The following is a 14,852-nucleotide window of genomic DNA, read 5'->3' on the forward strand; positions in this document are numbered from 1 at the left end:
GCCCCTGCCCCTCCCGGTACTCCCGCTCTCCTACTCCACGACCTGCTGTCCCTCCGGGCGGGCCGTGCACGCCGAGCGGAAGGCGCAGTGCGCGCAGTGGTGGCCCGCCGCCGGGGTGAAGCGCTCGTCCAGCACCCGCCCGGCCGCCTCGGCGAGCAGCTCCTGCGCCCACTCCCCCTCGAGGGGCTCCTGCCGCTGCACCGCCGGAAGCGCGTCGCCGCCCTCCTTGCGGGTGGCGCCGACCCGCAGCTGCACGAGCTCGGCGCCGCCCGGGTGCGGGCGCGCGCCGCCGAAGAGCGGGTCGACGGCCCCCTCCCGGACGGCGAGCTGGTAGACCGCGAGTTGCGGGTGCCGCTCGACCTCCTTCGCGGTGGGCTTGGCCCGCCCGGTCTTGAAGTCCACGACGTACGCCTGCCCCTCGGCGTCCGTCTCCACCCGGTCCATGCTGCCGCGGATGCGCACCTGCGCGTCGCCCGCCTCCAGCGTCACGTCGAAGGCGTGCTCCCCGGCGACCGCCTGCCGGCCGCGCTCCATGACGTGCCAGCGCAGGAAGCGCTCCAGCGCGGCGCGGGCGTTCTCCCGCTCCTGCCGGGACTTCCAGGGCGCGTCGAAGGCGAGGGCGTCCCACACCGAGTCCAGCCGGGCCATCAGCACGTCCAGATCCGCCGGGGCACGCCCCGAGGCCACCTCGTCGGCCAGGACGTGCACCACGTTGCCGAAGCCCTGCGCGGCCGTCGACGGCGGCTCCGCCTTCACCTCTCGGCCCAGGAACCACTGCAGCGCGCAGGTGTTCGCCAACTGGTCCAGCGCGCTGCCCGAGAGCACCACCGGCTGGTCCCGGTCGCGCAGCGGCACCTCCGAGCGGGTCGGCTCGTACAGCCCCCACCAGCGGTCCGGGTGCGCGGCGGGCACCAGCGGATACCCGTCGTCGGTGAGCGAGGCCATCCGGGCCAGCCGGCGCGCGGCGGCGTCCCGCAGCTCGGGGGACGCCTTCGGGTCCACGGTGGTCGCGCGCAGCTCCGCGACGAGCGGGGCCACCGCCAGCGGCCGGCGCGGTCGGTGGCCGACGTGCACCGGCTCCACGCCCAGCTCGGCCAGGAACCGCGACGGCTGGTCCCCCTCGTCCGCGGCGGACTTCACCGCGGTCACCAGCAGCCGGTCGCGCGCGCGGGTCACCGCCACGTAGAACAGCCGGCGCTCCTCGGCCAGCAGCGCGCCCGGGGTGAGCGGCGGCGCCAGTCCGTCCCGGCCGATCCGGTCGGCCTCCAGGAGCGAGCCGCGCCGCCGCAGGTCCGGCCACACCCCCTCCTGCACCCCCGCCACCACAACGAGCGGCCACTCCAGCCCCTTCGCCCGGTGCGCGGTCATCAGGCGTACGGCGTCGGGCCGTACGGTACGGCCGCCGAGCGTGTCGGCCACGATGTCGAACGACGACAGCTCGTCGATCAGGTTCAGCGCGCCCCGGCCCCCGGTGCGCTCCTCCGCCCGCGCCACCGTCTCGAACAGCGCGCACACCGCGTCCAGGTCGCGGTCGGCGTTCCGCCCGGCCGGGCCGCCGCGCAGCGCCGCCCGCTCCAGCCGGCCCGGCCATGGCGACCCGTGCCACAGCGCCCACAGCGCGTCCTCCACGGTGCCGCCCGCCGCGAGACCCGTGCGGGCCTCGGCCAGTTGCGCCCCCAGCCGCTGGGCGCCGCGCGCGTACGACGGGTCGTGGGCCGCCAGCCGCTCCGGGTGCGCCAGCGCCTCGGCGATCAGCTGGTCCGACGGGCGCGGCACCGCCGCGCCCGCGGCCCGCTCCTCCTCGCGCAGCGCGCGGCCCAGCTTCCGCAGGTCGGCAGAGTCCATGCCGCCCAGCGGCGACGTGAGCAGCGTCAGGGCGTCCTCGACGGACAACCCGGACCCGGGGTGCTCGCCCGCGCCGCCCCCCGCGCCCGGTGCCGTATCGGCCCGGGCGGCGTGCGGGGCGTCGCCCGTGGCCGCTTGCCCGCCGGGGTCCGCGCTCGGCTGCTGCTCGCGGTCGCCGGACCCGGACGCCGCGTCCGCCGACGCCGCCTGCTCCGGTGACGCCTGTTCCGGTGACGCCTGTTCCGGCGACGCCTGTTCCGGCAACGCCTGTTCCGGCGATGGCACCGGCTGCGCCGCCGCTTCCGCCGCCACCCGCAGGGCCAGCAGCAGCGGGGCGACGGCCGGGTCCGCGTGCAGCGGGGTGTCGGACGGGGCGAGGTCGATCGGCACCCCGGCGGCGGCGAGCGCGCGGCGCAGCGTGGGCAGGGCCGCGGTGGTGCGGGTGAGGACCGCCATGCCGGTCCAGGGGATGCCGTCTTCGAGGTGGGCGCGGCGCAGCGCGTCGGCGACGGCCTCGAGTTCGGCGCCCGGCGTGGGGTGGGTGCGCACCGCCAGCACGCCGCCGGGCCGGTGCGCGGTCGGGGCGCGGTGGGCGCGGGCCGCGGCCGCGGGCAGCCGCGGCAGCGCCATCCGGCCCGCGAGCTGCCCCGCGGCGGCGAGCAGCACGGCCCCGGCCCTGCGGTTGCCGGTGAGCACCCGGACCGGGGCCGGGCGGCCGTCCTGGCCGGGGAACGCGGTGGGGAAGTCGAGGATGCCGTTCACGTCGGCGCCCCGGAAGGCGTAGATCGACTGGTCGGGGTCGCCGAAGGCGACGAGGGTGCGGCCCTGCCCGGCGATCGCGCGCAGCAGCCGGACCTGCGCGGCGTCGGTGTCCTGGTACTCGTCGACGAAGACCGCGTCGTAGCGCCCGGCGAGTTCGGCGTGCACCTCCGGCCGCCGGACCAGCCGGACCGCGCGGTGCACCAGTTCGGTGTAGTCGATGACGCCCTGGAGGTCGGCGACGTCCAGGTACTCCTGGAGGAACGCGGCGGCCGCGAGCCAGTCGGGGCGGCCGATCCGGCGGGCGAAGTCGGCGAGCGCGCGCGGGGCCAGGCCCAGTTCGCGGGTGCGGGCGAGCACGGCGCGCACCTCGTCGGCGAAGCCGCGGGTGGTCAGCGCGGCCCGCAGGTCGTCCGGCCAGCCGACCTTCGCGCGGCCCTCGCGGGCGAGCCGGGCCTGCCCGGCGAGCAGTTCGCGGACCATCAGGTCCTGCTCGGGCCCGGACATCAGCCGCACCGGCTCGGCGAACAGGTCGGGGTCCTGGTGCGCGCGCAGCAGCCCGTAGCAGAACGAGTGGAAGGTGGCGGCCTGCGGAGCGGCGGTCGCGCTGCCGGTCAGGAGCTGCGCGCGGGCGGCCATCCGGTCGCGCAGTTCGACCGCGGCGGCCCGGCCGTAGGTCAGGACGAGCACCCGGTCGGCGGGGGTGCCGGCCCGCACCCGGGCCAGGACGGCTTCGACGAGCGTGGTGGTCTTGCCCGTGCCGGGTCCGGCCAGCACCAGCATCGGTCCCCGGTCGTGCTCAACCACGGCGCGCTGGGATGCGTCCAGCACTGGAGGCGCGGCGGACACCAGCGGGGCGCGCACCAGCCGGTAGCCTCCGACGCCCGGGCGGCCCGCCCGTACGTCACCGGTGCGGACGGCACCGGTCCGGGCGTCCGGGCCGGCCGTCTCGGGCGCGCCGCCAGCAGCAGTGCCAGGAAGTGGGGAAGAGGGGTTCACGTGGTTCGCCGGTTTCGTGGTGGTCAGGCAATGTACTCCGTACGGGCGGGCCGCGGCACGCGCCGCCGCCCGATGCCGGAAGCTGGGTGATATGAGCCTCGGGCCGTCATCCGCCGTCCGCGCCCGCCGTGCCGGGCGGGTCCTCGGCGTGCCGTCCGCCGTCCGGTCCCTGCCCGCCGTCCTGCCGGCCCTGCCCGTCCCAGCGGGCCCGGCGCATGTCCAGGCGCGGCAGGTGGCCCTCGGTGGCCGGGCCGGCCGTCCGCAGCGGGGTGCCCTCCGCGCGGTACTCCGCCAGCGCGCGCTGCTCGTGCCCGGCGAGCAGCACCCCGTCGGCGCGCACCACCCGCCACCACGGCACCACCGCGCCGTACTCCGCCATGACCCGGCCGACCTGGCGCGGACCGCCCTCCCCCAGCCACTCCGCCACGTCGCCGTACGTCATGACCCGGCCGGGCGGGATCAGGTCCACCGCGTCCAGCACCTTCTCCGCGTACGGCCCCAGCTCGCCCGCCCCGGTCTCCTCGCTCACCCGGTCAATCCTGCCGCACCCCGCCGACACCGGGGGGTTACGGCTCCGAACGCACAGGGCGCATGCCACCATCGTCCGGGCGGTGACTGGTGATACGAGACCAAGAAGAGACAACCGGGGACAAGCAGGGCGGCGGCGGGGCCATGGGGACCGCCGGCGCTCCCGGCGGGCTGGCCCCGGCCGCCTCCGCACCGCGGACCGGCGGCGGGGCCGGCACGGGGGCGGCGATGGCTGACGGTTCCGGCGGTTCCGGCGGTTCCGATGACTCCGGCAACTCCGGCGACCCCGACGGTACGGACGGCTCCCCGTCCACCGGCGGAAGACCCGGCGGCCTGCCGCAGCCGCACGGCGCCCACCGGGCACCGGAGGACCTGATCTGGACGGACCCGGGCACCCCGAAGCCCAACGAGTCCCCGGGCCCCCAGGACACGCACGACACGCACGGCACCCACGAACCCCCGGAAGAGCCCCCCGAGGAGCCCCCGTCCTGCGACGGCGCCTCACCCGAGCCGGCCGGCGCCACCCGCCAGGCCGTCTCCGTGGACGAGCCGCTGCTCGCCGCCCGGGTGCACCGCCCCGCCGACCTGGTCCGCTTCTTCCTCGGGCTGCTCGGCATCGGCGTGGTGCTGGCCATCGCGGGCTTCGCGCACGCCACCACCAACGGCCTGGAGACCGACATCACCAAGGGCGCCATGCGGGCGCCGGACTTCTTCTCCTCCGTCACCGGCAACGCCGCGAGCGTCGCGGTGCTCATCGTGCCGGTGGCGTTCGCGGTGGAGCGGCTGGTCAAACGGGACGGGCTGCGGGTCGCGGACGGCGTGCTCGCGGCCGTCCTCGCGCACGGCGCCGCCCTCGCCACCGACCTGTGGGTGACCAACGCCGCCCCCGGCCCGATCCGCGAGGCGCTCTCGCACGGCGCGCCGACCGGGCTGGGCATGACCGACCCGGTGCAGGGCTACCTCGCCCCGGTCATCGCCTACGTCACCGCCTCCGGCATGGCCCGCCGGCCGCGCTGGCGGGTCGCGCTGTGGTTCGTCCTGCTGCTGGACGCCTTCGCGGTGCTGGTCGGCGGCTACACCACGCCGTTCTCGATCGCGCTGACCCTGCTGATCGGCTGGACCGTGGCGAACGGCACCGTCTACGCGATCGGCTCGCCGAACGTCCGCCCCACCGGGCAGAACCTGCTGGCCGGCCTGCGCCGGGTCGGGTTCGCGCCGCTGACCGCGCGGCGGGTGGTGGAGGACCGCCCGGAGAGCGCCGACTCCGACCGCGGCCGCGGCTACCTGGTCACCCTGGAGGACGGTCCGCCGCTGGACGTCACCGTGGTCGACCGCGAGCAGCAGGCGCACGGCTTCTTCTACCGGGCCTGGCGGCGGATGTCGCTGGTCGGCGGCATCACCCAGCGCCGCAGCCTGCTCTCGCTGCGGCAGGCGCTGGAGCAGGAGGCGCTGCTCGCGTACGCGGCGATCGCGGCCGGCGCCAACGCGCCCAAGCTGATCGCCACCTCGGAGCTGGGCCCCGACGCGGTGATGCTCGTCTACGAGCACATCGGCGGCCGGCGGCTGGACGCGCTGGCCGACGACGAGATCACCGACGCCCTGATGCGCGAGGCGTGGACGCAGGTGCGGGCCCTCCAGTCGCGGCGGATAGCGCACCGGCGGCTGGTCGGCGAGTCGCTGCTGGTGGACCGGAGCGGCCGGGTCTTCCTCACCGACCTGCGCGGCGGTGAGATCGCCGCCGGCGACATCCTGCTGCGGATGGACATCGCGCAGCTGCTGACGACGATGGCGCTGCGGGTCGGCCCCGAGCGGGCGGTCGGCGCGGCGCTGTCGGTGCTCGGCCCGGACGCGGTCGCCGCCTCGCTGCCGCTGCTCCAGCCGATCGCGCTCAGCCGCTCCACCCGCGGCGAGCTGAAGGCGCTCAACCGGGCCCGCGCGGTGCGGGAGCGGGAGGCGGTGCTCGCGGCGCTGTCCGCGGACAAGGAGGCCAAGGAAGAGGCCAGGGAGCGCAGCCGGGCGCAGGCCGCCCGCGGCCATGAGGGGGCGTCCGCGGTGCCCGCGGAGCAGTCCGGCGCGCCGGCCCGGGCGCAGTCGAAGGCGGAGCGGAAGGCCGAGAGCAAGGCGGAGAAGCGCGCCATGGAGGACGCGCTGGAGGAGGTCCGCGAGGAGGACCTGCTGGCGCGGATCAGGCGTCAGGTGCTGCTGATCCGCCCGCAGGCGCCGGTGGAGCCGGTGCGGCTGGAGCGGATCAAGCCGCGCACCCTGATCACGGTCATCGCGGGCGCCTTCGCCGCGTACTTCCTGCTCTCCCAGCTGTCGTCGGTGCCGATCGGCCACGCCATCGTGCACGCGGACTGGAAGTGGGCGCTGGTCGCGCTGGTCGGTTCCGCGGCCAGTTACGTGGCCGCGGCCGGCGCGCTGTCCGGTTTCGTGCCGGAACGGCTGTCGTGGCCGCGGACGGTGATGGCGCAGGTCGCCGGGTCGTTCGTGAAACTGGTCGCGCCGGCCGCGGTGGGCGGGGTGGCGCTGAACACCCGCTACCTCCAGAAGGCCGGGGTGCGGCCGGGGCTGGCGGTGGCGAGTGTGGGCGCCTCGCAGCTCGTCGGCCTCGGCTCGCACATCGTGCTGCTGATGGCGTTCGGCTTCGTCACCGGCACTGAGAAGACGCCGTCGCTGTCGCCGTCGCGGACGGTCATGGCGGGGCTGCTGACCGCGGGTGTGCTGGTGCTGGTGGTCACCGCGGTGCCCGCGCTGCGGAAGTTCGTCTCCACCCGGGTGCGGGCGCTGTTCGCGGGCGTCGTACCGCGCATGCTGGACGTGCTCCAGCGCCCGGCGAAGCTGCTCACCGGCATCGGCGGCACCCTGATGGTCACGGTGACCTTCGTCCTGTGCCTGGACGGCTGCGTACGGGCCTTCGACGGGCACCTCAGCTACGCGACGGTCGCGGTGGTCTACCTCGCGGGCAACGCGCTGGGCTCCGCGGCACCGACGCCGGGCGGGGTCGGCGCGGTCGAACTGGCGCTGACCGGTGGCCTGATCGCGGCCGGGCTGCCGAAGGAGGTGGCCACGCCGGCGGTGCTGTTCTTCCGGCTGCTGACGTTCTGGCTGCCGGTGCTGCCCGGGTGGCTGGCGTTCACACACCTCAGCCGGAAGGGCGAGTTGTAGCGCGGCCTCGCCGCTGCGGGGGCGGGGCCTGCCGGCCGGTGGGACGACCGGTCGGCAGGAGCTGCGGGAGCGGGGCCTACGCGTCCTCGATGTCCGAGATCTGCTTCGTCGCCAGGTCGGACCGGACCTTCAGGTAGGTGTAGCCGGGGTGACTCGGGTTGCCCCAGCTCAGACGGACGGTGCTGAACGCGTGCCCGGCGTCGGTGCCGTCGGGCGTGACCTGCCAGCCGATCGGGCTGTCCTGGGCGCGCAGCACACCGTCGGCGTGCTGGGCGGCCTCCCAGGCGGCCAGCGTCTTCTGGAAGCCGGTGGTGAGGTAGTGCTCCCGCAGGCCGTTGCGCAGGTCGTCGTTGCGGGCGTCCCACACCACGTCGATGTAGGCGCCGTAGAAGTCCGCGACCCGGTCGGCGGTCGACTGCGGGTCGCCCGAGCGGGCGGCCGAGGTGGCCTTCGGCGCGTCGGAGCCGGTGGTGTGGTCGGCACCGGCGACGGGGATCGCGCCGGTGAGGGGGTCCGCGCCGGTGGTGTGGTCGGGGTGCATGATCTGGTCGGCGCCGGTGGTGTGGCCGGGGTGCGTGGCCGAGACCGGTCCGGCCCGGTGCGGGCTGCGGGTGCCGTCCGCCTGGGCGGCGGCCGCGGGCGCGGCGACAGCCAGGCCGAGAACGGCTGCGGCCAGGACAAGGCGGCGGCCGGCAGTGCGGGCGCGGGTGCGCGCGAGGTGCATGGAGGGCGACCTTTCACGAGATGGATGTGGATAGACCACTGTTGCCCTATAAGCGATCTGACACCCCGTAAGACCGGCTGTGTCCGCGAAGGGTTGTCCTCCTCTTGGGGGGAACACGTGACCACCGCCGCCCCCGGTCGCCCCGCCGTGTGACATGTCCGTGACCGAACGCGCACGTCCCCGCTCTCGTGACCCGCCCCGGAGCTTCGATACGGTGGAGCCCTGGATACGGGGGCCAGCAACGGGTGAACGCAGTGCCGCGAACCGGGGGCTCCGCAGCGACGACCGATCGGGAGCCCTCCACGATGCGCGCACGCACCGCAGCGACCGCCACCGCACTGGCGGCGGCCACCGCCCTCACCCTGACGGCCTGCGGCGGGTCCGGTGGCGGGTCCGACGCCAAGATCTCCTCCCCCGCGACGAGTTCGGCCGCCCCGACCACCCCCTCGACCCCGGCCACGCAGAGCAGCGCCCTGAAGATCGACCCGACGCTGGCGCTCCCGGCCGACCTGAAGGCGCAGTTCGAGTGGACCGCGCCGAAGAACGCCGAGGAGGCCGCCGCCCTCTCGGGCGCCGCCAACTTCATCCAGGCCATCGACCACGCCGTGGTGAAGCAGAACAAGAACGACGCGGGCCTGGTCGGATACGCCGCGGACGGCGCGCTGACGTACGCCCAGAACTACGTCCAGCAGAACGTCGACCTGAAGCTGACCATGACGGGCACCGACCGCTACTACAGTCCCGCCTTCACGCTGGGCAGTGGCGGCGGGTCCGTCGAGGTCAAGCTCTGCAACGACCAGTCCAAGCTCTACAGCAAGGAGGTCGCCGGCGGGAAGGTGCACGTCACCGGGGCGAGTGACCGCAACTACGTGTCCTGGGACATCGTGATGGTCAAGCTCCCCACCGCGCAGGCGGTCTGGCAGGCGCACTCGGTCACCGTCAAAGAGAAGGCACTCCAGTGCAAGCAGTGAGCATCGCCGGAGCGGCCCGCCGCGGGCTGGTACTCGCCGCGGTGGTGGTCCTCGCCGCCGCCACGCCCGGCCACGCGTACACCGACACCTCCAAGTCCTCGTCCGACTCCTCACAGACCTCCGGCACCAGCAGCGGCGTCGACCTCGCGGCCGGGGCGAAGGCCGTACGCATCACCTATCCGTCCGGGTCGTCGTCCACGCGCACGCACGCGATCGCCTCGGTGGACGTGAACTGGACGCCGCCGGCGTGCTGGATCGGCCCGATCGCCGACCCGGTGACGTTCAAGAAGGACGTCCTGGCCGGGGTGAAGGCCACCGATGTGCCCGGGCAGCCGAGTTACGCCCTCGAGGCGATGGACCAGTACAAGAACCACTACGACACCGGCTACACCTGGGACGGCAGCGGCAAGGGCTACAAGGACTTCAACGTCGACCAGCAGGGCAAGGGCATGTTCTGGGGCGCGGTGGAGAACCCCGACGCGCCGAACACCCTCGCGAAGTACGCCTGCAACGGCACGATCCCGTTCTTCGTGCCCAACGGCCAGCGCCCGCCGGCGGGCACGCCGAACGTGATCACCCCCGAGATGCTCTCGAAGCTCGCGTACGCGCACACGCGGGTGCCCGGCGTGACGGTCGAGACCAACCCGGTGGCCACCCAGACGGTCAACCTGCCCACGTGGGTGCGGCTGGAGGAGAAGTACACGCCGGTGAAGGTGCGCGCGTCGGTGGACCTCGGCGGCGGGCAGGAGATCTGGGCGGAGACCACCGCGCGGCCGACGAGCGTGCACATCGACCCGGGCACCTCGGACGCGACGCTCCACCCGGCGTCCGGCGACTGCCCGATCGCGGCGGACGGCACCGTGGGCGCCGACTACGGCGGGGACCCGAAGGCCGACCCGCCGTGCGGGGTGACGTATCTGAGGTCCACCCAGGCGACCGGCCCGTTCGACCTCGACGTCACCGCGACCTGGAGTGTCAGCTGGACCGGCTCCGGCGGCACCGGCGGCGCCCTGCCCGACGGCCGTGTCCAGCAGCCGAAGCAGGTCACCGTCCAGGAGATCCAGTCCGTCAACCGCTGAGACGCGAGGTAAGGGGCGGCACTCTGGAGTGCCGCCCCTTACCTCGGTCCGCTATCGCAGTGCGCCTACGGGTTCCGGCTAGTAGACCGGCTTCTCCGGCTCGATCGTGTTGACCCAGCCGATGACCCCGCCGCCGACGTGGACGGCGTCGGAGAAGCCCGCGGACTTCAGGACGGCCAGCACCTCGGCGCTGCGCACCCCGGTCTTGCAGTGCAGCACGATCCGCTTGTCCTGCGGGAGGTGTTCGAGCGCCGAACCCATCAGGAACTCGTTCTTCGGGATGAGCTTCGCGCCGGGGATCGACACGATCTCGAACTCGTTCGGCTCGCGGACATCGATGATCTCGATGTTCTCGCCGTCGTCGATCCACTCCTTGAGCTGCTTGGGAGTGATCGTGGAGCCGGCCGCGGCCTCCTGGGCCTCCTCGGAGACGACGCCGCAGAACGCCTCGTAGTCGATCAGTTCGGTGACGGTGGGGTGGTCACCGCACACCGCGCAGTCCGGGTCCTTGCGGACCTTGACCGTGCGGTACGTCATCTCCAGGGCGTCGTAGATCATCAGCCGGCCGACCAGCGGCTCGCCGATGCCGGCCAGCAGCTTGATCGCCTCGTTGACCTGGATGGAGCCGATCGAGGCGCACAGCACGCCGAGGACACCGCCCTCGGCGCAGGAGGGCACCATGCCCGGCGGCGGGGGCTCCGGGTACAGGCAGCGGTAGCAGGGGCCGTACTCGGACCAGAAGACCGACGCCTGACCGTCGAAGCGGTAGATCGAGCCCCAGATGTACGGCTTGTTGAGCAGCACACAGGCGTCGTTGACCAGGTAGCGGGTGGCGAAGTTGTCCGTGCCGTCGACGATCAGGTCGTACTGCGCGAAGATCTCCATCACGTTCTCGGCTTCGAGCCGCTCTTCGTGCAGGACCACGTTCACGTACGGGTTGATGCCCTTGACGGAGTCGCGGGCGGACTCGGCCTTGGAGCGGCCGATGTCGGCCTGGCTGTGGATGATCTGACGTTGCAGGTTCGACTCGTCGACCTCGTCGAACTCGACGATGCCCAGCGTGCCGACGCCCGCGGCCGCCAGGTACATCAGCGCGGGCGAGCCGAGGCCGCCGGCCCCGACGCACAGCACCTTCGCGTTCTTCAGCCGCTTCTGCCCGTCCATCCCGACATCCGGGATGATCAGGTGGCGCGAATACCTGCGGACCTCGTCAACGGTGAGTTCGGTGGCCGGCTCGACCAGGGGTGGCAGCGACACAGGGACCTCAGCAATACGGTTGGTAGGTCTTCGGACAGTAGGTACGGGCGGCCGCCCGTACGTCCTGGCCCTGTAACACTGCCACGCCCCACTTCATTCCACGTCACCTGGTCCGAGGGCCGAGACGGAAACCGGTCACATGCTGGGCGGCGGCTCCTCGCGGACCCTGCGGACCGCCTCCCTCCAGTAGCCGGCCAGGCCCGCCCACGGGTCGGCGCCGTCCCGGTCGGTGCGGTCGGTCACGTACACGGTGGCCGCGCCCTGCCAGCGGGCGACCCGCAGCGCGGCATCCAGGTGCGTGGCCGGCAGCCCGTGCACCAGGTGCGCGAAGAGCCGCGGCGAGTACGACGCGGTCCACTCCGGCACCTCCGACCAGCGGTAACGGGTCCACGGCCCGGCGAAGACCACCAGCTGGTCGGCGAACTCGGCGTAGCCGGGGTACGGGTGCGCGCCCGGCGCGAGCACCACCCGGCCGCCGCCGGGCAGCAGCGCGCGCAGGGTCGCGACGGTCCGGCGGCACTGCGCCGCCTCGGCGCGGAGCGTGGGCGCCCGGTCCACGTAGAAGCCGTCCACCCGGTACCAGTCCAGGTAGCGGGCGGCGTCGGCGGCCAGTTCGCCGTACGGCCGGGTGCCGTGCACCGCGTCCAGCCGTCCGAGGAGTGGGACGCCGTTCTCACGGACGCGGGTGAGCGCCTCGGTGTAGAGGGCGTCCGCCCGGCTGCCGGGCCCCGACGACACGTCGAACGCGGCCCAGTCGACGGGCGCGCCCGGCCGGGCCAGTTCGGCCCACTCCGCGGGCGCGACCAGCGGGTGCGCGAAGAGCGGCACCCCGAAGCCGGTCCTGACCGCCTCCGCCCCGCGCCCACCGCCCGCCGCCCGGTCCTGGACGGGGTCCTGAACGGGGTCCGGACGGGTGGGCGGCTCGCTTTGCGGCATGCCGCGCGGGTGGGTGTCGCCGCGCGGGAAGGGGTTCAGACGCGGCATGCCGCCTCCATCCACACATCGGCGAGCGACTCCTCCAGCCCGATCCGCGGCCGCCAGCCGAGCCGGTCGCGGGCGGTGCGCACGTCGGCCTGCTGCCAGGCGCCGCACCCGTCCGGGTAGGGCGCGGCGTGCGGCGGGTCCTCCAGCTCGCGCAGCGACCCGTCGTAGCCGGCGACATGGGCGAGCGCCGCGGCCATGTCCCGCATCCGCACCGCACGCCCGCTGCCGATGTTCACCACGCCCTGCGCGGCCGACAGCGAGGCGGCGTGCACCGCGCGGGCCACGTCGCGCACGTCCACGAAGTCGCGCTGCGCGCTCAGCCCGCCGAGCTTCAGCTCGCTCTCGCCGTTCTGCATCGCCCGCCGCAGCGCCTCCGCGACCCGGCCCAGCGGCGCCCCGGTCGGCGTGCCCGGCCCGACCGGGGTGAACACCCGCAGCACCACCGCGTCCAGGCCCGAGCCGAGCACCAGTTCCGTCGCGGCGAGCTTGCTCACCCCGTACGGGCCGCCGGGCCGCGGCACCGCGTCCTCCCCGGTGGACGACCCGGCCGGCGAGGGGCCGTACTCCGAACCGCAGCCGACCTGCACCAGCCGGGCCGCGACCGAGCTGCGGCGCAGCGCCTCGCAGACGGTCGCCACGGCGACGATGTTCTGCCGGGTCAGGTCGCGGGCGTTGCCCCGGGTGGAGCCGGCGCAGTTGACCACCACCCCCGGGTGGACCGCGTCCACGAACCGGGCCAGCACCCCGGGCGCGCCCGAGGAGAGGTCGAACCGCACGTCCGCGTCGTCGCTGCGGCCCAGCGCGGTCAACTGGCAGGCGGGGTCGGCCAGCAGGCGTTCGGCGACGTGGCGGCCGATGAAGCCGTCGGCGCCCAGGAGCAGGACCCTCATCGCACACCCCGCCCGGTCCGGTGCCGCAGGACCGTACGGCCGGCTGCGGCGGGCGGCGCGAACCGCTCCGCCGGGGCGGCCGCTTCCGGTGCCGCTTCCGGTGCCGACGGTACGGGGATCGCGAACGGCCCGACGGGTACGGCCGTACCAATCGGCGGTGCGGCCGGCGGGCGGCCGTACGCGTACGGGTGGCCGGACGCGTCCGGCGAGGTCGGGACGGGTGGGCGGTGCGTGCTCACGAGGGTTCTCCTGATCGGTGGTACGAGAGGTCAGGTGCGGTGGGCCGAGGCGCGCGGGACGCGGTGGAGGCAGTGCGCGGCCAGGGCCAGGGCGGCGGCGCCGCAGGCGGCGGCTTCGGCGGTGCCCGCGGCCACCGGCAGCAGGGCGGCCAGCAGGGCCTGCGCGGCCACGGCGGCGGCGAGTCCCGCGGTCGCCGCCCGCGGTGCGCCGTGCACCGAGAGCAGCCGCGCCGCGAACAGCAGCGCTCCGACGGCCGAGCCGCGCAGCGAGCCGAGGAGGGCGAGCAGGACGAGCAGGGTCGCCGCGTATCCGGCGAGGGCGGCCAGCAGCCGCGGGCGGACCGCGTCGGCGAAGTCGGCGAGGCTGTGGCTCGGGGCGAGTTGGGCCCGGGCGCTCGCCGCGAACCACCGGGCGAGGGCGGCCGCCGGGAGCAGGGTCAGGGCGAGCACCGCGAGGGTGCCGGTGCCGACCGGGTCCGGGCCGCAGCGGGCCAGGGCGAGCAGGGCGAGGGCGCAAAGTGCGGCGGGGACGCGGGCCGCGGCTCTTCCGGTCGTTCTCAGCGGGCCGCGGTGCAGGGCGGGCCATGCGGTGGCGGCCAGCACCGCCACCGCGACCGGGGCCGGGGTGTGCAGGGCCGCGGCCACGGAGCAGGCTGCGCCTGGCAGCAGGTGCAGGGCGAGGTCGCGGGGGTGGGGGTGGGGGTGGGGGCGGGCCCGGCCGCGGGGGTGCTCGGGGTGCGGGGCCGGGGCCGGGGCGGCGGTGCGCGCCGTCTTGCGGGGGACCCGGGCGAACAGTTCCTCTGCGAGGCCGAACACGTCGCGGTGGCGAAGCCGTCGCGCGTCGACGTCCGTGACGCCTCGGGCTTCCAGGCCCGCGGCCACCTCCCACATGTCGGCTGCGCCCGCGATCATCGCGTGGTGGTGGTGCATCACGCCTCGTACCGGGTCAGCGGGGCCCCTGCGGGGTGCGGTGCGGGGGGCGCCGGCGCCGTTGTGGGGTGCGGTCGGCGCTGCGGCTCCCGCCGGGGGATGGCTGGGCGCGCAGTTCCCCGCGCCCCCATTCCGCTCGGCCAACGGCTCCACCTCCCCCCGCAAACCTCCACCGCACGGCCCGGCCACCACCGCCTCAACGACACCACCGCCGTTGCGGGTTACGGCCGACGCCGCCACACCCGCCGGGGGACGGCTGGGCGCGCAGTTCCCCGCGCCCCCATTCCGCTCGGCCAACGGCTCCACCTCCCCCCGCAAACCGCCACCGCCGTTGCGGGATACGGCCGACGCCGCCACACCCGCCGGGGGACGGCTGCGCGCGCAGTTCCCCGCGCCCCCATTCCGCTCGGCCAACGGCTCCACCTCCCCCCGCAAACCGCCACCGCCGTTGCGGGATACGGCCGGCGCTGCGACTCCCGCCG

General features: G+C 75.1%; 10 protein-coding genes. 3 read left to right on the forward strand and 7 right to left on the reverse strand.

The features are described 5' to 3' along the window. Nucleotides 1-30 precede the first annotated feature (30 nt). Nucleotides 31-3,411 (reverse strand): ATP-dependent helicase, encoded by a 3,381-nt coding sequence (locus WA788_RS15040; protein WP_443034034.1) that lies wholly within the window; start codon nucleotides 3,409-3,411, stop codon nucleotides 31-33. A gap of 298 nt (nucleotides 3,412-3,709) precedes the next feature. Further along, nucleotides 3,710-4,132: an MGMT family protein gene (locus WA788_RS15045; RefSeq protein WP_335977395.1), complete on the reverse strand. Its 423-nt coding sequence runs from the start codon at nucleotides 4,130-4,132 to the stop codon at nucleotides 3,710-3,712. A gap of 227 nt (nucleotides 4,133-4,359) precedes the next feature. On the opposite strand from WA788_RS15045, the gene WA788_RS15050 reads away from it, so the two are divergent. Further along, the gene (locus WA788_RS15050; RefSeq protein WP_335977398.1) at nucleotides 4,360-7,296 is read left to right on the forward strand and encodes a flippase-like domain-containing protein; all 2,937 of its coding nucleotides are present in this window, start codon (nucleotides 4,360-4,362) and stop codon (nucleotides 7,294-7,296) included. A 76-nt stretch (nucleotides 7,297-7,372) separates the two neighbouring features. On the opposite strand, the gene WA788_RS15055 is transcribed toward WA788_RS15050, so the two are convergent. After that, on the reverse strand, nucleotides 7,373-8,020 hold the full coding sequence (locus WA788_RS15055) for a hypothetical protein (RefSeq protein ID WP_335977400.1): 648 nt from the start codon (nucleotides 8,018-8,020) through the stop codon (nucleotides 7,373-7,375). Between the two features lie 305 nt (nucleotides 8,021-8,325). Here WA788_RS15055 and WA788_RS15060 point away from each other — a divergent pair, with 305 nt between their 5' ends. Together WA788_RS15060 and WA788_RS15065 are read left to right on the forward strand one after the other, a co-directional pair. Then, nucleotides 8,326-8,991 carry a hypothetical protein gene (locus WA788_RS15060; protein ID WP_335977403.1) on the forward strand — a complete coding sequence of 222 codons (666 nt, stop codon included), beginning with the start codon at nucleotides 8,326-8,328 and terminating at the stop codon, nucleotides 8,989-8,991. Continuing rightward, nucleotides 8,988-10,070, forward strand: a complete 1,083-nt coding sequence (locus tag WA788_RS15065; protein ID WP_335977405.1) for a hypothetical protein — start codon at nucleotides 8,988-8,990, stop codon at nucleotides 10,068-10,070. Before WA788_RS15060 ends, WA788_RS15065 begins: the two co-directional genes overlap by 4 nt. A gap of 78 nt (nucleotides 10,071-10,148) precedes the next feature. Here the strand turns inward: WA788_RS15065 and moeZ are convergent, their stop codons facing one another. From moeZ to WA788_RS15085, 4 genes are all read right to left on the reverse strand, one after another. After that, on the reverse strand, nucleotides 10,149-11,327 hold the full coding sequence (gene moeZ / locus WA788_RS15070; protein WP_335977407.1) for an adenylyltransferase/sulfurtransferase MoeZ: 1,179 nt from the start codon (nucleotides 11,325-11,327) through the stop codon (nucleotides 10,149-10,151). A 135-nt stretch (nucleotides 11,328-11,462) separates the two neighbouring features. Continuing rightward, nucleotides 11,463-12,311: a spherulation-specific family 4 protein gene (locus WA788_RS15075; RefSeq protein ID WP_335977410.1), complete on the reverse strand. Its 849-nt coding sequence runs from the start codon at nucleotides 12,309-12,311 to the stop codon at nucleotides 11,463-11,465. Then, nucleotides 12,299-13,201, reverse strand: coding sequence for an NAD-dependent epimerase/dehydratase family protein (locus WA788_RS15080; RefSeq protein ID WP_335977412.1), 903 nt, complete (start codon nucleotides 13,199-13,201; stop codon nucleotides 12,299-12,301). Before WA788_RS15080 ends, WA788_RS15075 begins: the two co-directional genes overlap by 13 nt. A gap of 269 nt (nucleotides 13,202-13,470) precedes the next feature. Further along, nucleotides 13,471-14,370, reverse strand: coding sequence for a hypothetical protein (locus tag WA788_RS15085; protein WP_335977415.1), 900 nt, complete (start codon nucleotides 14,368-14,370; stop codon nucleotides 13,471-13,473). Between the last annotated feature and the right edge of the window lie 482 nt (nucleotides 14,371-14,852).

This window comes from Streptomyces sp. CA2R106, from assembly GCF_037034245.1.
Classification (GTDB): Bacteria; Actinomycetota; Actinomycetes; order Streptomycetales; family Streptomycetaceae; genus Actinacidiphila.

Excerpts from the sequence above, each read along its gene's own strand:
- WA788_RS15050 (WP_335977398.1), top strand. The coding sequence starts at position 4,360 with ATGGCTGACGGTTCCGGCGGTTCCGGCGGTTCCGATGACTCCGGCAAC.
- WA788_RS15055 (WP_335977400.1), bottom strand. The coding sequence starts at position 8,020 with ATGCACCTCGCGCGCACCCGCGCCCGCACTGCCGGCCGCCGCCTTGTC.
- WA788_RS15060 (WP_335977403.1), top strand. The coding sequence starts at position 8,326 with ATGCGCGCACGCACCGCAGCGACCGCCACCGCACTGGCGGCGGCCACC.
- WA788_RS15075 (WP_335977410.1), bottom strand. The coding sequence starts at position 12,311 with ATGCCGCGTCTGAACCCCTTCCCGCGCGGCGACACCCACCCGCGCGGC.
- WA788_RS15080 (WP_335977412.1), bottom strand. The coding sequence starts at position 13,201 with ATGAGGGTCCTGCTCCTGGGCGCCGACGGCTTCATCGGCCGCCACGTC.
- WA788_RS15085 (WP_335977415.1), bottom strand. The coding sequence starts at position 14,370 with ATGCACCACCACCACGCGATGATCGCGGGCGCAGCCGACATGTGGGAG.